This window comes from Candidatus Thermoplasmatota archaeon (assembly GCA_034660695.1).
GTDB lineage: Archaea > Thermoplasmatota > E2 > UBA202 > DSCA01 > JAYEJS01.
Genome location: JAYEJS010000073.1, coordinates 11191 through 34353 on the forward strand (window position 1 = coordinate 11191; position 23163 = coordinate 34353).

Here is a 23163-nt window from a genome sequence, read left to right on the forward strand (position 1 = left end):
GGATAGCACTTTTGGATTTGGAGGCGACATAAATGGATAGAAAAAAAGCGATTTTAGGAACCCTGGCAATCGTGATAGTGTTATTGGGCAGCACCCAGTTGGCAGGCATGCAATTGGGCGAAACAAGCAGCAAAAACACATGTGATGAATCTTCAATAGAGGATTTGACATATAGCATGAATTTTTCCCCACCAACCATTACCGAGGGAAAGAGATATGCATCCGTCATGGTAAAAGAATCTGATTCTTATACAATAAATCCAGGGGCGCCATCAATGCCTATTGCTGTAAAAACTTTCACATTTCCTTTCGAGACAAAAATATTGGATATTGACTGCAAAATTTTAAACACTTCAGTATATGAACTGCCACAAAAGATTGCACCGGCCACCGGACATGTTATAGCAGATAGTGCTTCACGTCCTATCACAATGGAAGAAAATAAAGAAGTTTACATGTCAAGCGATCCATATCCAGAAAAGTGGTTTAATTATGGGACTACTGTTGGACTCAAGGATGGAAAGCATGTTATATTTTTGACGGTTGAACTACATCCAGTGAGATATTTTCCTTTGTCTGATACCATAGAATCTGTAAATAATGCCGAAATAAAGGTTACGTTTGAAAAAAGGCAGCAGCAGTCTACTTTTAATAATGCGCGTGACTTGCTCATCATTGCACCCGACAAATTTTCGGATGCTTTACAGCCGTTGATAGAGCATAAAGAAAACCATGGTGTAAAAATAATATTTGCTTCAACCGAGAGCATATATCAGACATCCAGTGGAAGAGATGATGCTGAAAAAATCAAATATTTCATTAAAGATGCTATAGAGGGTTTGGGAATAAAATATGTAATGCTCGTTGGCGGAATGAAAGGGCAGCGTCTTAATTCATGGTATGTGCCGGTAAGATATTCTCATCTGGATGACAACTCGAGCTGGGAGGCAAGTTACATCAGCGACCTTTATTATGCTGATATTTACAAATATGAGGACGGAATGCCTGTTTTTGATGACTGGGATTCAAACAGCAACGACATTTTTGCGGAATGGAATATCAACAACAAAGATGTTCTTGACTTGTCTCCTGACGTTTATGTTGGCCGTCTTCCGTGTAGAAATACGTTTGAAGTGAATCTGGTGGTTGACAGGATAATAAAATACGAGACTTCAACATATGGACAGGACTGGTTCAAGAGGATGGTCGTTATTGGGGGAGACTCATTCCCTGACCAAGAAGTGGGAACTGATTACATCGAAGGGCAGGTAGAAACAGACCATGCCTTAAGTTTCATGGATGGATTTGAGCATGTCAGGATATATGTGAAAGGGGGCGACATCGAATTCACGCCAGAAAATACAGGGAGTGCTCTTTCCGAGGGAGAAGGATTTGTTTATTTCAGTGGTCATGGAAACCCGGCATCCTGGGCGACCCATCCACACAATGATTTTGATACGTGGATAGATTTTGGTTTGAAAAACATTAGAAAACTCGATAATGGCGAAAAGTTGCCCGTACTGATTGTTGGCGGTTGTCACAACTCTCAGTTCAACGTGAGTGTTTTTCGGTTGCTGACAGAGGGAATTTGGGCATACTACCTGGGCGAGATGACACCGGAATGCTGGGGATGGTTGTTTACGAGGGGCATGAATGGCGGCTCTATTGCCACTATTGGTAACACGGGTCTCGGATACGGGTCAGTGGGGGACGGCCCGGTTGATGAAATCCCGGACAGCGTACCGGACGGCATCCCAGACTGCATACAGTATCTGGGTGGATGGATAGAAACGCACTTCTTCAAAGTCTATAACCATTGTGGCAAGGACATTCTGGGCGAAACATGGGGCACCACAGTAACTGACTATGTGAATACATTCCCGATAGACTGGTCAATGGATTGGTCAGAAAGCCCATATACCTCTGAACTGGTGGATTGCAAAACGGCACAGGAATGGGTTCTCTTCGGCGATCCAAGCCTGAAAATTGGGGGATACGCATAGTCTTTCTCTTCCCCTTTTACAGGCCAATCTGGTATCGCAACCTTAATAAATCACAAGGGCCTACTCAATTGAATGTCGTTGAGGAAAAGGGCAGTCATTCCACTTATGATAGCTGTTACGCTAATCCTTGTTTCTTTATCAGGATGTATAGGGCCGAAGAAAGTATTCCAGAAATTGTTGGAAAAAACTGGAGAAAAACAGAAATATGAATGGAATGAGAAACTCGAGGACGAGAAGAGCTTTAAATTTATTGATGCATTGAATAAAAATCTTGTAAAGATTGAGGAGTACCCCCCTATAATGGTAAAAGGAAATACAAGGTATATGCATGTATATGTTAATGTAACTTTTTCAGATTTTGTAGATCCGGTATGGAAGTACATTGTTCCAGGTTATGCAAATATAACAATAACAGATCCGTCCGGCGTAAATGTATCTAGGGAATACAGTGCCTTCGGTAAAGAAAATGAATACAAGGATTTTTTTTATTTCGCAGAACCGCAAATAGGAAATTGGAGAATAACGCTAAAGATTAGGGGTTCAGGAAACTATAAAATTTTTGCAGAGATATATGAGCCAGTATAAAGCCGCCGTAGCTTAGTGGTAGAGTGTCTGATTCGTAATCAGAAGGTCGAGGGTTCAATCCCCTCCGGCGGCTTCAGATTTACATTTCATAATAGAAGCAGATATATGTAGTATAAGCCGATAATTTTGAAATAATTACATATATTGGGGAGGGGCAAATTATGTATACAAACATCTATTTCCATAGTCAGGTATATGAATATGGCAATTAAACGTAAAGTCAGGATGGCCGGAGAAAGCCTGGCGATCACGATTCCCTCTCAAATTGCTCAACTCCACGATATAAACGAAGGGGATTATTTAGTTTTACGATTCCCTCGCCCGCCTTATCATCCTTTTCCACCCTGAGCATTTCTTTTCCGTCTACGGTTACCCATGCATAGTCATCAACGTCGTAGAGTCTTAATTCGTATTCTCCCCCCTCAGAATGTATGAGAGCAGTAGCTTCAAAACCTATATTGTCTGTATAGTTTTCATATACTTTGTACCCATCCCAGTTGTAATAAAAACTTTTTTTATCCCAGCTTTCGGAGCCCACAAAAACACGGAATGTGCTGTTGTTTACTGTATTGTAAATTTTATACCATTTCACCTCCCAATGGCTGGTATCGTCAGCATCTGAGAGATGACTCAACTGAGTGGAGCAGGAAATAAGTACGATGATCGCTATCAAGACGACAAATTTTCCCATTATGTCCAAAAATTGAGCGTGGTATAAAATACTTGTGAAATGTCGCCAAAAATGAATAAGTTTTATTAATGGATGCGCATTTTCCCTTTATGCAATTAAATAAAGGAGTGCTGTCATTTCTTTCAGGACTGGGATTTACGGGCCTTGCATTTTACATATGGTTCTTCACTTTGTACCCTAATCCCAACTGGAGACCGGACTTGACATTCTTTTTTTCAGTGGCTACGACTGTTCTCGGAGGGGCGGTGATATGGTGCATTTTTGTTGCCTTCTCGTTCGCCGAAACAAAAGTAAAAATAAATCCGACCATGGGCGGTTTCATCGGTGGGATATTGAGCATGGTCGCGGTCATATTCATGATTCTGTCTTTCAGGATAGACGGTTTGAGCCTTTACGAAAAGATACACCCCATCGTGTCATTTTTCATGGCTGCCGGATGTACAACGTTACTCATATATCCATTAGAGGAAAAAGAGCTAAATAAATGGTAGATGTCACAGTTTTTAGATACGGACATAGAATTGCAAGAGATAAGCGTATAACAACCCATATCGCACTTGTTGCAAGGGCATTCGGTGCCAGGAAGATAGTCATAGATAGAAAAGATGAAGGAATAGAAAAAGTTGTCAAGAGCGTTAATGAGAGATTTGGCGACGATTTTGAGATAGAAACGGGCGTTAATTGGAAAGGTGTTATAAAAAACTGGGACGGATTGATTGTGCATCTTACCATGTATGGGAAAAAAATAACCGACGTTGTGGATGAAATAAAAAAACACGATAAAGTGCTTGCTGTTGTAGGCTCAAAAAAAGTTCCAGGAGATTTTTACTCGCTGGCAGATTTCAATGTTGCTGTGGGAAACCAGCCACATTCTGAAGTGGCAGCCCTGGCGATATTCATGCATTATGTCACCGACGGACAATGGATGGACAATGACTTTTACGGAAAATTTCAGATAATACCCCAAAAAAGCGGAAAGAAAGTTATTGAGAGAGATTACATAAAAATTTTACGGGATGAAGGATGTTCACAGGAAGTAATAAACCATTCATTTAAAGTTCAGAAGCTGGCCATGAAAATAGCGGAGAAAATGCGGAAAAGAGGTATAGATATCGACATGAACACCGTTTTCCTCGGCTCTTTGTTTCACGACATCGGGAGGGTGAAAACACACGGAATTCAGCATATCGCCGAGGGGGCAAAAATCGCCAAACGCCTTGGCCTTCCAGAGAAAGTAGTGCTGGCAATAGAAAGGCATGGCGGGGCAGGCATAGATAAAGATGATGCGATAAAACTGGGTTTGCCACCGAGTGACTACACGCCCCGCACCTTAGAAGAGGAAATAATCGCTCATGCTGATAACCTTACGGGCAATGGTTACAGAACCATCGATGACGTTGTAAAAAAATTTGAGGAAAAAGCGGGCAGAAAAGCCACCGAGAAAGTGATAAAACTTCACGAAAAACTTAGCGAATTGTGCGGTATCGATGTAGGTGATTTGGTATGATAAAAGTGGGCGTAACAGCATTTCAGGGAGATGTCAAAGAACATGTTGTTGCCGTTGAAAAAGTAATGAAAGGCATGGAAGTTAAGGGAAAAGTACTGCCGATAAGAGAAAAAATGGAGGATGTAGATGCTCTTATAATTCCTGGGGGAGAGAGCACCACAATTTCTAACCTGATGATAAAAACAGGCATTTTTGATGAGATAAAAAAATTGCAGATGACATACCAATAGTGGGGACATGCGCCGGCTGCATTTTACTGGCAAAGAAACTTGATGGCAACGAAATAAATACTCTCGGACTGATGGATATTGAAGTCAAAAGAAATGCGTTTGGAAGGCAAAGAGAATCATTTCAATGCCTGCTTGACATTGAAGGCTTTCGAGAACCTTTCCCAGCGGTGTTCATAAGGGCTCCGCTAATCAAAAAGGTGTGGGAGGACTGCACCATCATGGCGAGGGAAAAAAACAAACTGGCCCTGGCATTTCATCCCGAGCTAACCGATGATCTGAGAATCCATCAATATTTTCTGGAGATGTTGTAAACTTTTCCATCTTAAAGCTTTTGCTTTGACTTTTTAACTTACATTGAAAACGGGATAAGGACAGGGCAGAGGTATGAAAAGGAAAAAGGAGGCGGGAACAGGAAAGAGAAAGGCAAAAAACCTGTTTAACAGCCCTGTTCCCAAATAGGAATCCAGAAATGGTTTTTAAAATTTTCATTAACCCAATATTGTTTTTGTTGTTGCTAGCTGGCTTAATGCTTGGGTGGATTTAAAAAAAGACTGCATAACTGCATTATTCCATTTCTGGCTTAGGAAGAGCAAGGAGAAAGGCATTTTGAGGGATGGTATAACAGATTATGGCTTTTTGATTTTAAACTCCCCATATCCAATAGGAGTAAACTCCAAATAATTGCCTTCCTTAATATCATGCAGCTCTGCGATCTGACTTAAAAGTATTATTGGGCTTCATAGCCTCAGTTACACTTTCGTTATCTTTTTCTTTCCCAGGGCCTGCAGATACTGTACCTCTTTTCCGTTCTCCAATTTGCCCTTGAATTCATCGGGTATATCCATATTAAAAGTTTCGTACGTTTCCATATCCATCAATTGGACTTTATCTCCCATAATCGCTATAACTTGAGCAGTCCTTTTATCTATAATGGGTATGTTGACCTTATGGCGTACAGGACTTACTATACTCCTCTTCTGATTGTCGAAGACACCTATCGCATCTATACGTGCCTTTGCTTCACCGTGCTTGCCCGGCTTGGATGTTGTTATGCTGACTATCTTGCAGGGCTCGTCGTCTATTATCACGTATCTGTTTGCCTTTAATTCTCGTATTTCAGCAACTTCCTTCATTTAAGCACCATGAAACGAAATGCGGGAACCCATAAATAAGGTTTTGGAAACGTAAGCAGAATGAAAAAGTTATAAAGAATTACTGTATCCAAAAAAGATGACGGCGATAATCTATTCCAGCGATTTTCTTCTTCACAACAGCCCGGGTCATCCAGAAACGACGGAAAGACTTGTCGCAATAATGGATTTTTTGAAGGAAATGCCGTTTTTTGATGAATTGAGCATCGTTGAACCAGCCATGATAGGGGAGGAAGAATTGATTGAGGTTCATTCTAGGGAGATGGTTGAACGGGTAAAAGACACGACGGGGTGGCTCGATCCGGATACGTATGTGGTCAAAGATTCGTACAGAGTAACAAGGCTGGCGGCAGGCGGGGTGGTAAAAGCGTGCGATGAAGTGATGAACGGAAGGGAGGAAAATGCCTTTGCCCTAATTAGACCTCCCGGTCATCATGCAACAAAAAATCGTTCAATGGGATTCTGCCTTTTCAATAATGCCGCCCTCGCTGCAAATTTTGTTACAAAACATAAAAAGAAGGTTCTTATTTTTGATCACGATGTCCATCATGGCAATGGGACATGCGATATTTTTTACGACAGGAATGATGTACTCTATCAGTCGATTCATCTTTCTCCCCACTATCCGGGTACAGGAATGACCGATGAGATAGGAAAAGGAGTGGGTGAAGCTTTCACGATCAATGCCCCCCTTCCGAGAGGTGTGGGAACCAAAGGAATTGGAAAAGTACTGGACGAGGTGATGATACCGGTAGCCGAGCAATTCTCACCCGATTTCATCATAATATCCGCAGGATTTGATTCCCATCATTCCGATGCACTCGGAGGACTTGCCCTCACCATAGACTTCTACGGAGAAATAATAAAAAAATTCAGTCTCATTCAGAATCGCATTGTCTGCACGCTTGAAGGGGGCTACAAACTCGATGTACTGAGAAAAGGGGTTGCAAGCGAGATAGGCATGCTGAATCATACGCCTGTACATTTCGAAGATTCTTTCGAGAACGAAAGAGATGCCGACGAGGTTGTTAACAGACTTAAAAATGTGCTTGGAAGCTATTGGACATTATAAGTTTCATCGGATGACATTCTTACTGTCGTTTTTATCCCTCCCCGTATATTAAATTCTCCTATAACCTCAATAAACTTTGGAATAATTATAGACTTCAAATCGTTGTATATCCTGTTTGTCGCCTCTTCATGGGTGATATGCCTGTTCCTGTAAGAATTTAAATAGAGCTTCAGAGATTTGAGCTCCACTATGTACCTGTCAGGCACATATCTTATTTTTATTACGGCAAAATCAGGGTACCCTGAACGGGGGCACAGACATGTAAACTCGGCAAATTCTATGTTGATGGCATATTCGTTCTCCCGGCAGGGATTGACCCATATTTCTAATTCGGCATTTTCAATCGCTTTTTCGCCATATTTTTTTTCACTCATTTGTCGTGCCTCTAATTTTCTTTGCTAATATGCCAGCAATATTTAATAATATTTTCTCCTCATGAGATTGAAAAAGAATAGGAAATAAAATCTAAAAAAAATTTATATACGATTTTTTATTTCATTTTCGTGGTGATTCTTTGGAGGGGCGGTTACCACGGAAGTTTTTTACCACCTCCATCTCCCAGCCCCTCCAACTTTCATTTTCACAATAAATTTTATGAAAGGATGTGGTATTACCCTTCATGATAAAAAAAACCATTGGCCAGATACTTGACGAGACAGCAGATAAATATCCCGATAATGATGCTCTTGTTTACCTGAACGGCCCGAGGTGTAAATATAGGGAATTCAGGGAAATATGCAATGATTTGGCAAAGGGGCTCATGCGTCTGGGAGTGAAGAAAGGCGATCATGTTGCCGTATGGGCTTATAATGTGCCCGAGTGGGTAATACTGCAGTTTGCAACGGCAAAGATAGGCGCCATTCTTGTAACAGTCAATATAAATTACAGGGCCCATGAGCTTGAATATCTGCTCAAACAATCCGATTCAACCGCTCTTTTTCTCGTGGATGGATTCAGAGACGTAAGTTATGTGGATACGGTATACAAAATACTTCCAGAGATAAAGGAGGGAAAAACATCGGAAAAGTTTCCATTTTTGAAGCACATTGTTTTTATTGGAAGAGAGAAACATCCCGGCTTGTCCAATTTTGGTGAAGTAATCAATATGGGCAAAGATGTATCCGATGATGAACTGGCAGAAGTTCAGAAATCACTGGATACACATGACGTCGTAAACATGCAGTATACTTCCGGCACAACAGGCAAGCCAAAAGGAGTGATGCTCGCCCATTACAATATCATAAACAATGCCTACTGGGTCGGGAAATACCTTGGCTTAACGGAAAAAGATAGGATGTGCATTCCCGTGCCCTTTTTCCACTGCTTTGGATGCGTCATGTCAACACTCAATTGTGTACTTTACGGTGCAACGATGGTCCCGATAGAAATTTTTGATGCGGGTAAAGTGCTGAAAGCCGTTGACCAAGAAAAATGTACCGTAATCCAAGGAGTCCCGACGATGTTTATAAGAGAGTTGAATCATCCGGATTTCAGCAAATGCAACACAACGACCTTGAGGACCGGTATAATGGCGGGTGCCACCTGCCCGATGGAGGTGATGAAAAGAGTAATGGATGAAATGCATGTAAAGGAAATAACCATCTGTTATGGGCTAACAGAGGCATCACCTGTTATTACACAGACAAAGAGGGATGACCCCATAGACAAAAGGGTGGAAACAGTGGGGAAAGCACATTCCCCAGTGGAAGTGAAAATTGTTGATCCGGAGACTGGCAAAGAGTTGCCGCCAAACGAGCCAGGAGAGCTTATAGCACGGGGGTACAATACCATGAAAGGATATTACAAAATGCCCGAGGAAACAAAAAAAGCAATAGAAAATGGGTGGCTCCATACAAAGGATCTGGCGGAGATGGATGAAAACGGTTACATAAAAATACTGGGAAGAGTGGATGACATGATTATAAGGGGAGGAGAAAATGTTTATCCAAGGGAAATAGAAGAATTTTTGTACAAACATCCAAAGATAAGGGATGTGGCAGTTGTTGGCATCCCCTCAAAGGAATATGGTGAGAATGTGGCAGCTTTCATTCAACTCAAGAAAGGCATGGAGTCAAGCGAGGAAGAAATAAGACAGTTCTGCAAGGAAAATATTGCCCGATATAAAGTTCCAAAATATATATTCTTTAGTGATGAGTTCCCGATGACGGCAAGCGGTAAAATCCAGAAGTATAAGTTGAGAGAAATGGCAAAAGAAAAATTGGTGATAAAATGAGAATAGCCCATATATCTGATATCCATTACAGCAAAAGCTGGATGTTTTTGCATGATATGCTGGATGAATGTATTGAGATGTTGAATGAGGAAAGCCCGGACATTGTTATTATAACAGGTGATATCACGGATTACGGGTTGCAGGCAGAATTTGAGGGCGTAAAAGAAGAATTTAGAAAGATAAAAACCCCTTACTTTATAGTTCCGGGAAACCATGATTCAAGGCATGAGGGTTACAAGAAATTTGAGGAGTTTTTTGGAAAGAGATTTTTTGTTGAGGAAGTGGACGAATACACTTTTATAGGGCTAGATAGCAGTGAACCGGACATAGACGAGGGGCATGTTGGGAGAGAACAACTACAATGGCTCCAGGAAAAGTTATTGCCAAATGCAGTTGTTTTTTTGCATCATCACCTGGTTCCAATACCTCATACGGGCAGAGAGAGAAATGTTCTCGTCGATGCGGGCGAAGTGATGAAAATACTTGATATGTATAAAGTTCCTCTTGTATTAAGCGGTCATAAACACGTTCCGTGGGTATGGAAAATAAACAACACGGTCGTATCTACTGCAGGTACTGTTTCATGTGAAAGAACAGGTTCAGGCCAATCTTTCGATATTATTGAATTAGGCGACAAGGCGATAATGGTCAATAAAGTAAATATAAGGACTAAAAAAAGAGAAAAGTATGAAGTATTAAGAAAATATTTATAGCAATGGGGAATAAACATAAAGATGGAAGGTAATGGTGATGAAAACAATAATAAAAAAGCATTTTCAGGAAACGGTGTTTTTATTATTGCAGTTGTCATGGCCCTTATCATTTTTTCAGCCGTCGTTTCTGCATACCCCCGCGGCATGAATATCTCAAAAATGCATTCTGTTATTTACTCCGGCAATGATGATGTAATCCTGTCAGGAAAAATAGGAATTGGTGGAACTATAAATGGCATTGCAATCTCAAAGAACATTTCAAAAGAACAATTTTTGGGCGTAGATGAAATAATTATTAATGGGAAGGGCACTGGCGAAAAAAGATTTTTTAACACAAATCTCATCATAACTGGCGGGAATGGAGAAATAAATTTAAGTGCAAATATAAATGAAAGTCTGGATTCTGCCATTGTTTTTTTCGATAGCTCAAATGAAACCTCTATTGGCATAATAACTAAAGATACAATTTACATCCAGTGTTATGAGAATGCCGTTTTAAATATAGAAGGCGGTAATGTTTCTGTAGGCAACGGAACATGGGAAGAAGGCGGAGACTTCAATATCATTCTCAAAGGCGACTTCGATGCCTGTATAGAGACAAAAATTTTTGGAATATCTACAGATGGAGAGATGAATGTATCCATGAAAAAAGGTAATGTTTTTGACGACAAATTACTTGATGCCCTTGACATAGAGCTGCCTCCTTTGCCATTTGACATGAACGGGGCATGTGTCATTTCTGGTGGGACTGTATTTGTAGATGGGACAGCAATGAGCATCAAAAATCTTTCATTTTTTAGAGGCGATGGAACTGCGGTAATAAACAAAAGTGTCTATCTTAATGCAAAGGCGATCCTTTTAACAATAGATGGTAATTTTTACAACGATGAAAAAGGAACTATGGTGTGGTTTATACCGGATAAAATAATAGGATTGTGGCCAATAGCGATAGCTACATGGATTATTATTTATTTTGTTAGAAAGAAATTCAGCACAAAAATAGGGGCATACGATAAAGGCATGGGCGGCGTTGCTGCAATCATTCATCTATTATGCCTGGCCATCTCGTTTTATCTGTGGGACTGGGAGATACGCCATAAGTTCGGAAAAAGCATACTATCTGTAGCAACAACTGCTATACAGGATGGCATGGGCATACAGGAATGGATAGTTGCCCCGTTTGAGTTAATTCCGTGGTTTGCCGCCATGGTGCTGATCGCAATTCCTGTTAGGATAATATTTTCGTCTGTATTCAGCCTGATAGGTCTGGAGAAAGTGGGCAAAGGTGCGGGGAAAGCTACGGGTTTATTACTGCTGTTTTTCGTCGGTGTTATATACATTCCCTTCTTTCTGAATGTAACCATTGCCCCCCTGATAAAAAGTTTTGTAGGGTGGTAGATGCTGGCCTTGCCGCTATACAAAAAAAGGGCTCTCTACGTTTCATCCATGAAGGCAATCGTGATAGCAGATTTGCACATTGGCATAGAATATGAATTTTCCATCAGAGGTGCGAACATTCCTTCGCAAACAGAAGTTTTATTGAAAAGGTGTGAGGAAATATGCAAAGAAAAGAGTGCAGAGAAGTTGATTATTCTCGGGGATGTAAAACATATGATTGTTCAAGTAAAAAATACGCGGGAATACGAAATTGCCATAAAAAAAGAAAAGAAAGAAGTGAAATTTTTCTTGGATAAATTGAAGGAGGTTATAGAATTACTGCTTATCAGGGGAAATCACGACGGGGGGCTGAATCCACACAAAAATTTAAAAGTATATGGCTCTCGCGGGTTACTGCTCGATGAAATAGGATTCGTTCACGGCCATGCTTGGCCCTCGAAGGAAGTAATGAAAGGAAGACTGCTGGTCATGGGCCATGTCCATCCCGTTGTCAGATTGAGAGATAAACTTGGATACAGCATATCAAAATCGTGCTGGATTAGGGCATCTCTCAAAAAAGATGTGTTTCTGGAGAGGTACAGGGATGCAAATGCTGGCATGGAAGTTATCATTATGCCTGCATTCAATCCATTATGTGGGGGAATGGCGGTCAATACGGAAGGCATTATGGGTCCAATGAAAAAGTTGATTGACCTGGAAAATGCAAATGCGTATCTGCTGGATGGAACAAACCTGGGGAAAATAAGTTATCTGCAATTCTAAAAAACTGGCAAAAACTTTTATCTCACTTTGTATTTACTGCTCGATTAAAATGAAAATATTGGTAACTGACCCAATTGCGGATGAAGCGATGGATATGTTAAAAAAAAATCATGAGGTCGTTTTTAAAAACATAACTGGAGAAGAGTTGGCAAATGAAATAGCACCCTACCACGCTTTAATGGTGCGAAGCGGAACAAAGGTTATAAGGAAGGCAATAGAAAATGCAGAAAACATGATTGTTATAGGCAGGGCTGGCATAGGAGTAGACAACATAGATGTGGAGGCTGCGACAAAAAAAGGGATAAAAGTTGTGAATTCCCCAACGGGAGCGACATGTTCCGTTGCAGAACTTACCATTGCCCATATGTTATCTCTAGCCCGTCACATTCCAAAGGCTGACAGAACAATGAGGGCAGGAGAGTGGGCTAAAAAGAGGTTGAAGGGCATAGAATTGAACGGAAAAACACTCGGGCTTATAGGTTCCGGGAATATTGCTAGAGAAATAGCAAAAATTGCCAAGTGTTTTGGAATGAATTTACTGGTGTACAGTCCTCACTGTACAAAAGAAAAGGCAGAAAGTATGGGTGCAAAACTAGCGGGCACAAAGGAACTTCTATCAAATTCAGACTTCATCTCCCTGCACCTTCCGAGAACGAAAGAAAGTTACCACATGATAAACAAAGATGCCTTTTCCTTAATGAAGCCATCGGCATATCTTATAAACTGTGCCAGGGGGGGTATTGTTGACGAAAACGCCCTTTACCTTGCTTTGAAAGAAAAAAAGATTGCAGGTGCGGCCCTTGATGTATATGAAAAGGAGCCTGCCCAAAACCTTCCGCTTTTTGAATTGGACAACATTGCATTCACCCCTCACCTGGGGGCTTCCACAAAAGAGGGACAGGTGCGTGCAGGAACGATATGTGCGGAACAGATACTGAAGGTGCTTGACGGCAAGGAGCCGGATTTCTGGGTAAACCGTTTCTAATCTAAGGAAAAAATTAAGTTATCTTATTATCACAAACGGCCCAAGTATCAAGAAATCTGCAGTTTTAGTTGCATCTTTTATTGTTGCTGTGATAGTCCCTGGCCCAAGTCCGAAAACAGGTATCTTTAGTATTTCCTCGCTTCCTGGGGCCAAGTCGGCTATTGTCCCACTAGGATTTCCACCAACAAACAAGAGGCCGCTTAACTCAATTGACCATTCCAGATTGGATAGGTTATCCTTCCCGTTGTTTCTAACAACAACTGTAACCCCTAGGCCACCAGATAACTCCAGCTCTACTTGCATCACGAGCGGCACCGTTAAGCCCTTCATGCAAAAATTGGCTGTTCCAGGCCATGGAATACCCTCACGCTCATAAAGGTCTAACCATTGGTTGTCTTTACGATAATAGCTCTCACCAGGATGAGCAGATGAGCCGACAATGACGCCCGGAGATTGAGAACCTAGCAAGACAGAAACCTCAGAAGTTCTATCATATGGAAGCCCGCCTCCGAGAAGTTGCGTGTAAATATAGAAATCATCATTTGCCGTAAGTCTAACAGGAGTATCCAAGTCTATAGTATGAAATCCCGTATGATTTATTATTCCATGTTTCGTTGATAGTTCTTCTTGTAGTTCTCCATTCTCGAAACTATCATATATTATGATATGATAAAACACATTGTCTTCAGCAGTGTAGAAGCTTACTGCAGTGAGTAGCTCATTATCTCTAGCTGTAAAAGCATTGAATGCTTCAGCGCAATCAGTCAATGTGTCACGCCAGCCGTGATAATCATGATAATAGATTCGATTGTATTTTAACGGTTCAACATTTTGAAAAGAAATTGCGCCCATTTCAGGGTTATGGCAGCAATGTTTATCGTAGTATGATATCCAGAAGTAGCCGTCTTCACCCCAACCGCTTCCCCAGCTGTTCTTGCAGAGCCATGCTCCAGGAAGGGGTGCAGGTGTCACCTTGTTATCATCCCAGCCGACAATAGCAACTGCATGGTTTGGATCATATGAATTATCGGGGGGTTGATAATGAGCATAGTTAGATATAAAGGAACCGCTAAAACACAGGGAAGTACCCATTACACCATGTTCCATAATTGCATGTTTAATCGTGTTGATGTTGCTGAGATCATCTCCAATAGTATACCATTCAATATCCGTGACATAATAATAGTGATAGTTAGAGTTGTATCGTGCAGGAGAATCATCATACCAGTTATCATCCAACTCGGTATCATCGTTTGCATCAGAGCTATAGACTGCTCCCTCTCCTCTGGAGAGATATGCAGAAGTTACCCTGTAATCACCCCCCATGTGTACAGTCAATCCGCCTCCTGTGGGTGGATTGGTATCGTCATTATTATGTTGGTTGAATCCATTCCACCAGTCGAGATGGTATTCCGCCAAATTAGGTTCCTCAGTCTCTCCAGCTGCTTCCCAATTGCCGGTCACGAGTAAATTTCCTTCAATAGCAGCCATCGCACCGTGCGTCCAGCAGGTGCCCCCTGTTTGGCTTTTGATCGAGGTTACATAATTAATGCCATCAATATCTCTTAAATCAAAAGAAATTGGCGGATCTTCCATTGATAATTCGAAGGAATCATTCGGAAAGTCAGATAGTGCTGCAGGCATAAAAAAGATAACAGCAATTAACAAAAATAATCCGGTTTTGTGCCAAACTAATTTCATTTTTATCTTCCTCCAATTTGTAAAAACTCTTTCCTTATATATTTTTCCTTAAGTCAATTCCCATTACGAAAATATATCACATATCGTATCAAGCAAATTGGCAAAAGAATTAACAAACTCTTTAAATGCATCTCCAATCATTCATCGTGAAGTTTGAGGTATTGAAAAGAGACTGTACCGCCCGCATCGGCACGCTTGAGATAAACGGAAACAAAATTACAACACCGCATATCCTCTGGTATTCATCCGAGAGAGTCAAAGCCCCGCCATTCGCCTCTGTTTTTTTGTCACGGGCAAGAGATGGATTGTCGATATCTCATTCAGGAAGTTTTTTCTATCCCCTTTCTAATGGCGATTCCATCCCTCCGTCCTTTGTATATCCATATGCGCTTCCTTCAGAACTGCATGAGATAGCTGCTGAATGGAATGAAAGGCATGCCAGCACCATCCAGATAATCTCAGGTAAAGCACTTGACAATATTTCCGAAGATGCAATGATATACGTCCTGTCAAACGCTCGCGAACTTTTCTCCAATCCAAGAAATTTTGTCAAGGCAATAACAGATGTGAGGGAAGCAATAGACTACCAGAAAATTTTGTATGCCCCGGGATTGGGCGAGCCTTCCCATATTGCCATCCTCTCTTATTGCACCGTTGATTTATTCGATTCCATCTCGCTTGTAGAAAAGGCAAGAAAAAAAATTTTTCTCTTTCCTGAGGATGAATACAATGCAGATGAACTTGGAGAGATACCATGTTCCTGCCCGGCATGCCTGAATGAAAATCTTTTGTTTTCTGGCATTCTTATGCACAACTACTATGCGGCATTTTCAGAACTAAAAAACGTTCGTAATGCAATCAAAAATAACAGATTGAGAAATCTGGTGGAAATCAGGGCATCATCACAGCCAAAAATTGCATCGATACTTCGCATTCTTGACAGAGAATACTACGAGTTTCAGGAGAAAAGATACCCCGTCATCGGGGGAAAAATAGTAGCATCCCCTCTTTCTATGGATAGACCCGATGTGGAAAGGTTTAGAAGAAGAGTGCTGGAACAATACATAAAGCCAGGTTCGGCAAAAATTCTCGTTCTTCTGCCATGCTCTGCCAGGAAGCCATATTCATTCTCAAAATCACACAGAATATTCAGGAATGCCATAGAGTCCTGCGGAAATCCAGGAGTTGTACATGAAGTCGTGGTTACCTCGCCCCTGGGTATAGTTCCCATAGAACTTGAGATGGTTTACCCTGCTGCACATTACGATATATCGGTCACAGGGCACTGGAGTCTTGATGAACAGGAAATGGTGAAAAAACAACTCAGCTCATACCTCAAAAGAAACGATTATGACATCGTAATAAATCACCTTCCCGAAGAAATCTCAGAATTTTTGGAGGTAGAGGGAGCCATTAAAACATGCATTGGACATCCTATTTCGAATTCATCTATAAACAGCCTATCCATATTGCTTAAAAAAGAAGCAACAAAATACGGCAAAATTCCCAAAAATTTAAGAAAATCGGAAAACGTGAAATCATTTCTATCATACCAATTCGGAAATGTAGAGGGCATGCTTGAAGGATGCAAAGCAAGGGGGAAATATCCTGGATATAAGATTTTTTGTGATGATGTGCAAATAGGCATGTTCGTCGAAAGCAAGGGATTGTTTTCCCTCACGCTAGAAGGGGGCAGAAGGCTGGCAGATGCCGGCATTTACCGTGTAGAGATAGAAGATTTCGTTCCACGTGGGTCCATATTTGCTGTTGGGGTAACAAATTCAGATAAAAACATAAGATGCGGAGATGAAGTTGTGGCTTTGCATGGCGGAGATATCAGGGCTGTCGGCATGGCTTTGATGAGCGGCGAAGAAATGGTGATGAGCAATACAGGAGAGGCTGTAAAAGTAAGGCATCACAAGAAAGATTAGTCGGCTATGTCTATTTTTATTTTATCATTCATTTCAATAAGTGAATACCTCCCCCTTCTACCTATGGTGCAGTTTACCACCGTTGTTTCCCCGAAATGAGTGTACCCTGGATTTTCGTGCACATGGCCGCATATAATGAGCCGGGGTCTCTTCTCTTCCGTTATGTTTCTCACCCATCTGTTTCCTATATGCAGTCCTAGGCCCATCTTATCCATTACACCTTTTGGGGGAACATGGGTTACTAAAACATCCATTTTTACATCCTTCAGAGAAATCCATTCTTTTTTATTTATTGAATAAATATCATTAAGCATGGGGTTGATTCCTCCGGCTCCGATAAAATTTATACCATCTGTGCTGTACATTTTCTCATGGATAAAAAATGCATTATATTTTTCAACTTTTTTTCCGATATCAATGCCGTCCACGTTGCCATGAATAACAAGTGTTGGAACATCTATATCACCTAAAAATTTAAAAAATAAAGGATTTGCATCAATATCGCCGGCCAAAACTGCAATATCCGGGCTGTTATCCCTTAAACCAAGAAGAAACGCTCCATACCTGCTTTCTTTCCCGTGGAAATCCGCTGCAGCCTGAATGAGCATTTCCGACTCTTATTTCTTTTTGATGCTATTTTCGAGCGCTTCCAGCAGATCTTCTATATCGATTTCGTTCAATAATCCCTCCTTCTGTTCCATCCTTACTTCGGAGAGACGCAGGCGTATCGCTTCCTTGCACAGTTCGGCCACACTGGAGTATCCAAGGCCGGGATTGTTTCTTATTAAATTTTCTATCTCTTCATGCAGTTCTTTCGGTATTGATATGGTGCTGTATTTCGGCATTTTATTCCTCCTTTCCATACATACTATCACATATTTTATCTTTTCTATCTCTCTACAGTGAAATAGAGTTTTACCTTTGACTGATACGATACAATCTCATCGTTTTCTACGAGAATCTCCATATCGCTCACCATAACCCTCCTTATATTCCTTATGGTTTTCTTTGCCTCGTTTATCGCATTCCTCACCGCACCTTCCCAGTTATCCGGAGAACTCCCTATAAGCTCTATACTTTTTATAACGGACATATAATTATTAACAGATATTTTAATATAAAGTTTTTGTCCATTAGGATAGGGTAACCTTTTAAATAATAATTCGATTTTCTGTATTGGCCATTATGCAGGGGTAGCCAAGCCTGGTCAACGGCGCAAGGTTCAGGGCCTTGTCCTGTAGAGGTTCAAGGGTTCAAATCCCCTCCCCTGCATCGATTTATCTTATAAGGAGTCCTTTAATTTCCAGTTCTTTTGCTATTTCCTTTACGGCTTTTGATACCTGCTCTGGTTTTTTAGCCCCTGTACAAACAATTTTTCCCGAGTTAAAAAGCAGCAAGACAACTCCCAGCTCTTCCATCCGGTAAACCATGCCTGGAAATACCTCTGGCTCATATTCCGTATTTTCAAGACCGAGGGCAAGAGCGGTATTTATTAAATTGAGTTCACCATGCAAGTCGCCAGAGGCAACAATATTCTGAACATCTACTATGGGATTATCTATAACCTTAAAACCCATATTTTTTAGCATATTGCATACTTTCCCCATACTTTTTTCAATATCTTCAACGTTTTTTGCGCCCGTACATACAACTTTTCCACTCTTAAACAGCAGAAATGCAGTTTTTGGCTTTTCTATGCGCAGCACGAGCCCGGGAAATAAATTCGGTCTGTAACTCGTATTGGGCAAAGTTTTTGAAATCCTGTTCAAATCCAATTTTTCTGCAATGCTCGTCGTTGCAACAATATTTTGTATTTTAATACTCAGCATGTTATTCATACAACGTATCCAATAACTAACGATAAATGTTTACATGGAATTTAAGCTTGTCATCCACATGCCACCACGCAAAATGCTCTCCTTACACTGTTATAAATAAACAATGCCCGAATCGGGATTTGAATGATAATTTACCAGTAAAATATGGATTCTGCCAGATTATCCAGTTCATCGTAATTCCCTCTCAAATTGCTCAACTTTTCATTTTTTTACTACTTTTTCAAAGCATTCCAATGACGGCCGTAACGTAAATGACTGATATGAACCATTAGATCATATGAATACGGTGAACGACTTGGAGCAGCGTTCCTTAAAGAATCAGACACAAACCTTGAACCATCATCTGGATAATACTTAATAACCTCAGTAACCTGCTCATCCATAGTGGAAGTTACCAAACGGCGAACATGAGATTTTTCAACCTTCAACAACAGATGACAACGAGGACAAAACTCCACTTGGGGTTCAAACCTCTTCCGAGGTTTTCCCATGCAAAAGGAGAATGAATTTTTTTCCCCCAATTTTATGAGACAAATTTATCTCCACGATGTCTCTATCCGGGAAAGGTATCCCTAATTGATCAAGACTGGTTTTTAGTTCATCCGATGTCTTAATATCAGCAAGAAAAACCTCCTCTGCCAAAGCCTTTGTTTGATTTTTATCAAGTTCAACCTTGACAATTTGAGGCTTTTTACCAAGATACCTCAATACCTTCTGCTTAACTTTCCCATCTTCACGTCTTCCTTCTACCAGATAATAATAGGTTTTATTTCCTCGTTTCTTAGCTCGTATATACGCCATGTTGTGCCTATAATGGGCACAACAAATATAAACTTTTTGCCATATCTAATATTAGACTGAAAAAGTGGGCACAACATTGCTAAATGGAACTCTCAATGGGCGCTATAGCTACGGGGTATCTCAAAAATGCTTAGCCTTTTATACGATGAAGGCTAATCTGTATCCACCAGCATAGCAGAGATAATACTTGTCTACAAGCGGCCAAATAAAATCAAATCTGTGCAGTTATCTAGAGCACTCCATGGATACACTGATTATTCCAATCACGGAAAGTATAGATATAAGCGGGAAGGGCTATTGAATAAGATTCCATATTACAAAGTCTTTAGCGGAGTGTTCATCCTGAAAGAGAATGACTCCGATAAATTCATCGAATTATTGAAAAGATATGATGTCGAGTACTATGCAGGACCGATAGAATCAACATCGACAACAACTGAGGTTCTTGCAGAAACAAAAGATTGACCATTTTTGTCCCAAAACCCCTGGCTGTGCAAAATTTAAATAACATTTTTCGATAGGCAAGCATGAGTGGAACAAAAGATTTTCTGAGAAAGTTATCCAATGCACATGGAGTGTCAGGGCATGAAGATAGCATAAGGGAGATAGTGAGGAAAGAAATTGAGGATTATACCGACGAAATCAGGATTGATGGCATGGGCAATTTAATTGCTGTCAAAAATGGAAAGAAGCCGTCTATAATGATGGCTGCCCATATGGACGAGATAGGGCTTGTCATCAAATATATAGATAAAAATGGATTCATAAACTTCGTGAAATTCGGGGGGTGGTTTGACCAGACTTTGCTCAATAATAGGGTGGTAATTCACTCCCCTCACGGCAATTTTTATGGGGTTATAGGCTCAAAACCGCCGCATCTCATGGAAGAAGAGGAAAGAAAAAAAATCATTAAGGCAGAGAACATGTTCATAGACATCGGGGCAAAGGACGAAAAAGAAGTGGAGGAACTGGGCATCCGTCCCGGGACACCGGTAACCCTTGACAGGGATTTTAGAGAACTTCAGGGAAGCAGAGTTACGGGCAAGGCGATGGATAACAGGGCAGGAATTGTCATGATGGTAGAAGCATTGAAAAGGACAAAGACAAATGCTGCAGTTTATGCTGTCGGGACTGTACAGGAAGAAGTCGGATTAAAGGGGGCAAAGACGTCTGCCTTTGGGCTGAATCCCGACGTTGCGTTGGTCAGCGAGACGGCAATAGCCGGGGACTGCCCCGGACTCAAAGAAAAGGATTCTTCACTGAAATTGGGTGAAGGGCCTGTCATAACGGTCACAGATGCATCTGGAAGGGGATTGATAACAGTGCCCCCTGTCATGAAATGGCTTGAGGACACGGCAAAGGAGAATAACATTCCATGTCAGCTAGATGTTTCATCTGGTGGCACAACAGATGCAGCAACCATTCATCTGACCAGGGCGGGCATTCTCTGTGGTGTGATAAGCGTGCCAACCCGGTACATGCATTCTGGAGTGGAAGTTATTGATGTAACGGACTTAGAAAAGAGTGCAGAGTTGATGGCACATGCCTTAGAGACTGCTGGCAGGTACTTCAGCATATGAGTAAATCTACTCCGATTTTAACTTCCCTTGGCGAGTAACTGCCCACCACTCTCCAGTTCTTTATCTCTGCCTTTTTTTCCTTTTTCTTAGCCTCATTTCTAAGCCAGTCCAATCTTTCTTCTATTTTGTTTTTTTCTATTATCTCGTAATAATGGATGGATTTGCCGGCGTTTACCGCCGTCGGGAAAAATTCATAAGAACGGTGCGGAAGATTCATTATTATATGGTCGGCCGTACCCAATGATGGGATGATATCCATTGCATCGCCTTCCATTACCTCAACAATATCATCAACTCCATTTCTTTTCACATTTATGTTCGCATATTTTACAGCATAAGGATTTACATCTATTGCATACACCTTTGATGGCTTCGCCATCTTTGCGATAATCACGGAGAAGGGAGCAACTCCAGCGAACATGTCTATGACGACATCTCCCGGTTTAACACATCCTGCAGTTCTTTTTCGTTCGGTAGCCAGCCGGGGAGAATAATAGACCTTTGCCACATCTACCATTATTTTTGCCCCATACTCACTATGGATGGTTTCTGTCCTCTCTTCACCTGCTATTACCTTCAAATCCCTGATTCTATAATCGTCTCTCACTCCATTGTCCATACAAACCACTTTTATGTTTTTGTTTGTCGAGAGTATTGCATCGCCTATTTCTTCTTTATATTTCAGCAGTTCTGACGGAATTCGTATTATGGCGATATCGCCTATTACGTCAAACGATGAAATTGTCCTGTCTACCGATATTTTTGATGCAAGGATATCCCTAAAATTTTGCTTTTTTTCCATCAATTTAAAATCCATTTTTTTCAAGACACCTTCATTCACATGAACTTCCCTGGCCACTGGAAGATAAACGCAATTTTCATCGCATCTTATTTTTAAATCCGTTCTCAGCAGCTGTCCTTCCATCAACTCATGTCTTACCAACTCGGCTTTTTCTCGTGGAACCGCAATGCAGAAGGATTTCATCAAAACTCTATGATATGTTTATATATATCATTAATGGTTAAAAGGCGATGGGCGAACTGGTATTCATAGGATTGGGATTGTGGGGCAATAAGGACATGACGCTGGCTGGCCTAAAGGAAGCAAGGTCATGCGAAAAAATATTTGCAGAGTTTTATACCAGCATGCTAGAGGCTCCAATAAAAAAAATTGAAAAAATGATAGGCAAACCAATAGTTCTACTGGAAAGGGAGAATGTAGAAAATGGGAAAATAATTCTTGATGAAGCAAGCAAAAAAAAGGTGTGCTTGTTAACGGGAGGAGATCCCATGACTGCCACAACCCATATCGATCTTCGTTTGAGGGCAATGGAAAGAGGGATATCTACAAAGGTGGTGCACGGAATAAGTATAATGACCGCTGCCGCAGGACTGCTCGGCCTCCAGACATACAAGTTTGGCAGAACCACCACTCTTGCATTCCCAGAACAAAATTACTTTCCCTGCTCGCCCTATGAAGTTATTGGAGAAAATATGAAGAGAGGGCTGCACACCCTTGTTTTATTGGATATAACTAAAGAGGGATACATGACCGCAAATGAGGGCATAAGACTGCTTATCGAGATGGAAAGAAGAATGAAAGGGGGGGTTATAGGCGAAAAAACGCTGATGACAGTAGTTGCAAGAGCTTCTTCACCGTCGCCCACCATAATGGCAGGCTATCCAGACAGATTGATAAAAATGGATTTCGGGCCGCCGCTTCACTGCATAGTCATACCGGGGAAGTTACATTTCATGGAAGCAAAAGCACTGGTTATGCTTGCAAAGGCGCCAGAAGAAATATTGGAATGAAAGAGCTATAATCATAAATAAATGCTGGATGAGATGAATATATTTGTTTAGTCAACGGGATGAGAACGCTCTGGGCTAAAGTCCGGAGTAGCCAGCAATTTCAAGGACAAGGAATAAACGATAATCAGCTAAACAAATACGAAATTATTTTAATTTCATTAAAATTTTTT

General features: G+C 41.0%; 25 protein-coding genes, 2 tRNA genes and 1 pseudogene. 18 read left to right on the top strand and 10 right to left on the bottom strand.

Annotated features, from left to right (window positions below):
- Nucleotides 1-32 precede the first annotated feature (32 nt).
- From U9O96_03425 to U9O96_03435, 3 genes are all read left to right on the top strand, one after another.
- Nucleotides 33-2003 (top strand): C25 family cysteine peptidase, encoded by a 1971-nt coding sequence (locus tag U9O96_03425; protein MEA2054157.1) that lies wholly within the window; start codon nucleotides 33-35, stop codon nucleotides 2001-2003.
- 72 nt (nucleotides 2004-2075) lie between these two features.
- Entirely contained in the window at nucleotides 2076-2588 is a 513-nt protein-coding gene (locus U9O96_03430) for a hypothetical protein (protein ID MEA2054158.1), read from the top strand.
- 1 nt (nucleotide 2589) lies between these two features.
- Nucleotides 2590-2661, top strand: a tRNA-Thr gene (locus U9O96_03435).
- Nucleotides 2662-2835: 174 nt separating this feature from the next.
- Here U9O96_03435 and U9O96_03440 read toward each other — a convergent pair.
- Nucleotides 2836-3279 carry a hypothetical protein gene (locus U9O96_03440; GenBank protein ID MEA2054159.1) on the bottom strand — a complete coding sequence of 148 codons (444 nt, stop codon included), beginning with the start codon at nucleotides 3277-3279 and terminating at the stop codon, nucleotides 2836-2838.
- An 89-nt stretch (nucleotides 3280-3368) separates the two neighbouring features.
- On the opposite strand from U9O96_03440, the gene U9O96_03445 reads away from it, so the two are divergent.
- The 4 genes and pseudogenes from U9O96_03445 (at nucleotide 3369) to U9O96_03460 (ending at nucleotide 5697) form a co-directional block, all read left to right on the top strand.
- Nucleotides 3369-3770, top strand: coding sequence for a hypothetical protein (locus tag U9O96_03445; protein ID MEA2054160.1), 402 nt, complete (start codon nucleotides 3369-3371; stop codon nucleotides 3768-3770).
- Complete coding sequence (locus U9O96_03450) at nucleotides 3764-4786, top strand: TIGR00295 family protein (GenBank protein ID MEA2054161.1); 1023 nt, start codon at nucleotides 3764-3766, stop codon at nucleotides 4784-4786. The genes U9O96_03445 and U9O96_03450 overlap by 7 nt, the downstream gene beginning before the upstream one ends.
- Nucleotides 4786-5327: pseudogene (gene pdxT, locus U9O96_03455) on the top strand (pyridoxal 5'-phosphate synthase glutaminase subunit PdxT). Before U9O96_03450 ends, pdxT begins: the two are co-directional and overlap by 1 nt.
- A gap of 223 nt (nucleotides 5328-5550) precedes the next feature.
- Nucleotides 5551-5697: a hypothetical protein gene (locus U9O96_03460; GenBank protein MEA2054162.1), complete on the top strand. Its 147-nt coding sequence runs from the start codon at nucleotides 5551-5553 to the stop codon at nucleotides 5695-5697.
- 68 nt (nucleotides 5698-5765) lie between these two features.
- On the opposite strand, the gene U9O96_03465 is transcribed toward U9O96_03460, so the two are convergent.
- Nucleotides 5766-6149 (bottom strand): translation initiation factor IF-5A, encoded by a 384-nt coding sequence (locus tag U9O96_03465; GenBank protein ID MEA2054163.1) that lies wholly within the window; start codon nucleotides 6147-6149, stop codon nucleotides 5766-5768.
- Nucleotides 6150-6246: 97 nt separating this feature from the next.
- On the opposite strand from U9O96_03465, the gene U9O96_03470 reads away from it, so the two are divergent.
- On the top strand, nucleotides 6247-7239 hold the full coding sequence (locus U9O96_03470; protein MEA2054164.1) for a histone deacetylase: 993 nt from the start codon (nucleotides 6247-6249) through the stop codon (nucleotides 7237-7239).
- On the opposite strand, the gene queF is transcribed toward U9O96_03470, so the two are convergent.
- Nucleotides 7224-7613: a preQ(1) synthase gene (queF, locus tag U9O96_03475; GenBank protein ID MEA2054165.1), complete on the bottom strand. Its 390-nt coding sequence runs from the start codon at nucleotides 7611-7613 to the stop codon at nucleotides 7224-7226. The two genes, U9O96_03470 and queF, sit on opposite strands and share 16 nt — an antisense overlap.
- Before the next feature lie 245 nt (nucleotides 7614-7858).
- On the opposite strand from queF, the gene U9O96_03480 reads away from it, so the two are divergent.
- The 5 genes from U9O96_03480 to U9O96_03500 are packed head-to-tail and all read left to right on the top strand — an operon-like array spanning nucleotide 7859 to nucleotide 13330.
- Nucleotides 7859-9472 (top strand): AMP-binding protein, encoded by a 1614-nt coding sequence (locus tag U9O96_03480; protein MEA2054166.1) that lies wholly within the window; start codon nucleotides 7859-7861, stop codon nucleotides 9470-9472.
- Nucleotides 9469-10185 (top strand): metallophosphoesterase, encoded by a 717-nt coding sequence (locus U9O96_03485; GenBank protein MEA2054167.1) that lies wholly within the window; start codon nucleotides 9469-9471, stop codon nucleotides 10183-10185. Before U9O96_03480 ends, U9O96_03485 begins: the two co-directional genes overlap by 4 nt.
- Nucleotides 10186-10206: 21 nt before the next feature.
- On the top strand, nucleotides 10207-11583 hold the full coding sequence (locus U9O96_03490) for a hypothetical protein (protein MEA2054168.1): 1377 nt from the start codon (nucleotides 10207-10209) through the stop codon (nucleotides 11581-11583).
- Entirely contained in the window at nucleotides 11584-12345 is a 762-nt protein-coding gene (locus U9O96_03495; protein ID MEA2054169.1) for a metallophosphoesterase, read from the top strand.
- A gap of 49 nt (nucleotides 12346-12394) precedes the next feature.
- Entirely contained in the window at nucleotides 12395-13330 is a 936-nt protein-coding gene (locus U9O96_03500; protein ID MEA2054170.1) for a hydroxyacid dehydrogenase, read from the top strand.
- Nucleotides 13331-13348: 18 nt separating this feature from the next.
- On the opposite strand, the gene U9O96_03505 is transcribed toward U9O96_03500, so the two are convergent.
- Nucleotides 13349-15031 (bottom strand): lectin like domain-containing protein, encoded by a 1683-nt coding sequence (locus U9O96_03505; protein ID MEA2054171.1) that lies wholly within the window; start codon nucleotides 15029-15031, stop codon nucleotides 13349-13351.
- A 146-nt stretch (nucleotides 15032-15177) separates the two neighbouring features.
- Here U9O96_03505 and arcS point away from each other — a divergent pair, with 146 nt between their 5' ends.
- Nucleotides 15178-16962 (top strand): archaeosine synthase subunit alpha, encoded by a 1785-nt coding sequence (arcS, locus tag U9O96_03510; GenBank protein ID MEA2054172.1) that lies wholly within the window; start codon nucleotides 15178-15180, stop codon nucleotides 16960-16962.
- On the opposite strand, the gene U9O96_03515 is transcribed toward arcS, so the two are convergent.
- Genes U9O96_03515 through U9O96_03525 form a run of 3 tightly spaced genes read right to left on the bottom strand, consistent with a single transcriptional unit; the run spans nucleotide 16959 to nucleotide 18055 of the window.
- A complete protein-coding gene (locus U9O96_03515) occupies nucleotides 16959-17570 on the bottom strand; it encodes a metallophosphoesterase family protein (protein MEA2054173.1) in 612 nt (203 codons plus the stop codon). The two genes, arcS and U9O96_03515, sit on opposite strands and share 4 nt — an antisense overlap.
- Nucleotides 17571-17579: 9 nt before the next feature.
- Nucleotides 17580-17807: a ribbon-helix-helix domain-containing protein gene (locus U9O96_03520; GenBank protein ID MEA2054174.1), complete on the bottom strand. Its 228-nt coding sequence runs from the start codon at nucleotides 17805-17807 to the stop codon at nucleotides 17580-17582.
- A 44-nt stretch (nucleotides 17808-17851) separates the two neighbouring features.
- Nucleotides 17852-18055, bottom strand: coding sequence for a dodecin family protein (locus U9O96_03525; protein MEA2054175.1), 204 nt, complete (start codon nucleotides 18053-18055; stop codon nucleotides 17852-17854).
- A 94-nt stretch (nucleotides 18056-18149) separates the two neighbouring features.
- Between U9O96_03525 and U9O96_03530 the strand changes: the two genes are divergently transcribed.
- A tRNA-Leu gene (locus U9O96_03530) sits at nucleotides 18150-18234 on the top strand.
- Nucleotides 18235-18239: 5 nt separating this feature from the next.
- Here U9O96_03530 and U9O96_03535 read toward each other — a convergent pair.
- On the bottom strand, nucleotides 18240-18791 hold the full coding sequence (locus U9O96_03535) for a TATA-box-binding protein (protein MEA2054176.1): 552 nt from the start codon (nucleotides 18789-18791) through the stop codon (nucleotides 18240-18242).
- Nucleotides 18792-19265: 474 nt separating this feature from the next.
- Nucleotides 19266-19601, bottom strand: coding sequence for a hypothetical protein (locus U9O96_03540; protein MEA2054177.1), 336 nt, complete (start codon nucleotides 19599-19601; stop codon nucleotides 19266-19268).
- Nucleotides 19602-19898: 297 nt separating this feature from the next.
- On the opposite strand from U9O96_03540, the gene U9O96_03545 reads away from it, so the two are divergent.
- Together U9O96_03545 and U9O96_03550 are read left to right on the top strand one after the other, a co-directional pair.
- Entirely contained in the window at nucleotides 19899-20066 is a 168-nt protein-coding gene (locus U9O96_03545) for a hypothetical protein (protein ID MEA2054178.1), read from the top strand.
- A gap of 62 nt (nucleotides 20067-20128) precedes the next feature.
- Nucleotides 20129-21181: a M42 family metallopeptidase gene (locus tag U9O96_03550; GenBank protein MEA2054179.1), complete on the top strand. Its 1053-nt coding sequence runs from the start codon at nucleotides 20129-20131 to the stop codon at nucleotides 21179-21181.
- On the opposite strand, the gene U9O96_03555 is transcribed toward U9O96_03550, so the two are convergent.
- The gene (locus tag U9O96_03555) at nucleotides 21171-22166 is read right to left on the bottom strand and encodes a class I SAM-dependent methyltransferase family protein (protein ID MEA2054180.1); all 996 of its coding nucleotides are present in this window, start codon (nucleotides 22164-22166) and stop codon (nucleotides 21171-21173) included. The genes U9O96_03550 and U9O96_03555 overlap by 11 nt on opposite strands.
- A gap of 47 nt (nucleotides 22167-22213) precedes the next feature.
- On the opposite strand from U9O96_03555, the gene dph5 reads away from it, so the two are divergent.
- Entirely contained in the window at nucleotides 22214-22993 is a 780-nt protein-coding gene (gene dph5, locus U9O96_03560) for a diphthine synthase (GenBank protein ID MEA2054181.1), read from the top strand.
- Nucleotides 22994-23163 lie beyond the last annotated feature (170 nt).

Coding starts and splice junctions, on each gene's coding strand:
- U9O96_03505 (MEA2054171.1), bottom strand. CDS start 15,031: ATGAAATTAGTTTGGCACAAAACCGGATTATTTTTGTTAATTGCTGTT.
- U9O96_03445 (MEA2054160.1), top strand. CDS start 3,369: ATGCAATTAAATAAAGGAGTGCTGTCATTTCTTTCAGGACTGGGATTT.
- U9O96_03425 (MEA2054157.1), top strand. CDS start 33: ATGGATAGAAAAAAAGCGATTTTAGGAACCCTGGCAATCGTGATAGTG.
- queF (MEA2054165.1), bottom strand. CDS start 7,613: ATGAGTGAAAAAAAATATGGCGAAAAAGCGATTGAAAATGCCGAATTA.
- U9O96_03555 (MEA2054180.1), bottom strand. CDS start 22,166: ATGAAATCCTTCTGCATTGCGGTTCCACGAGAAAAAGCCGAGTTGGTA.
- U9O96_03535 (MEA2054176.1), bottom strand. CDS start 18,791: ATGCTGAGTATTAAAATACAAAATATTGTTGCAACGACGAGCATTGCA.
- U9O96_03490 (MEA2054168.1), top strand. CDS start 10,207: ATGGAAGGTAATGGTGATGAAAACAATAATAAAAAAGCATTTTCAGGA.
- U9O96_03465 (MEA2054163.1), bottom strand. CDS start 6,149: ATGAAGGAAGTTGCTGAAATACGAGAATTAAAGGCAAACAGATACGTG.
- U9O96_03500 (MEA2054170.1), top strand. CDS start 12,395: ATGAAAATATTGGTAACTGACCCAATTGCGGATGAAGCGATGGATATG.
- U9O96_03520 (MEA2054174.1), bottom strand. CDS start 17,807: ATGCCGAAATACAGCACCATATCAATACCGAAAGAACTGCATGAAGAG.
- U9O96_03470 (MEA2054164.1), top strand. CDS start 6,247: ATGACGGCGATAATCTATTCCAGCGATTTTCTTCTTCACAACAGCCCG.
- U9O96_03440 (MEA2054159.1), bottom strand. CDS start 3,279: ATGGGAAAATTTGTCGTCTTGATAGCGATCATCGTACTTATTTCCTGC.
- U9O96_03485 (MEA2054167.1), top strand. CDS start 9,469: ATGAGAATAGCCCATATATCTGATATCCATTACAGCAAAAGCTGGATG.
- U9O96_03450 (MEA2054161.1), top strand. CDS start 3,764: ATGGTAGATGTCACAGTTTTTAGATACGGACATAGAATTGCAAGAGAT.
- U9O96_03540 (MEA2054177.1), bottom strand. CDS start 19,601: ATGGCGTATATACGAGCTAAGAAACGAGGAAATAAAACCTATTATTAT.
- U9O96_03495 (MEA2054169.1), top strand. CDS start 11,584: ATGCTGGCCTTGCCGCTATACAAAAAAAGGGCTCTCTACGTTTCATCC.
- U9O96_03525 (MEA2054175.1), bottom strand. CDS start 18,055: ATGTCCGTTATAAAAAGTATAGAGCTTATAGGGAGTTCTCCGGATAAC.
- U9O96_03515 (MEA2054173.1), bottom strand. CDS start 17,570: ATGCTCATTCAGGCTGCAGCGGATTTCCACGGGAAAGAAAGCAGGTAT.
- U9O96_03480 (MEA2054166.1), top strand. CDS start 7,859: ATGATAAAAAAAACCATTGGCCAGATACTTGACGAGACAGCAGATAAA.
- U9O96_03430 (MEA2054158.1), top strand. CDS start 2,076: ATGTCGTTGAGGAAAAGGGCAGTCATTCCACTTATGATAGCTGTTACG.
- dph5 (MEA2054181.1), top strand. CDS start 22,214: ATGGGCGAACTGGTATTCATAGGATTGGGATTGTGGGGCAATAAGGAC.
- U9O96_03550 (MEA2054179.1), top strand. CDS start 20,129: ATGAGTGGAACAAAAGATTTTCTGAGAAAGTTATCCAATGCACATGGA.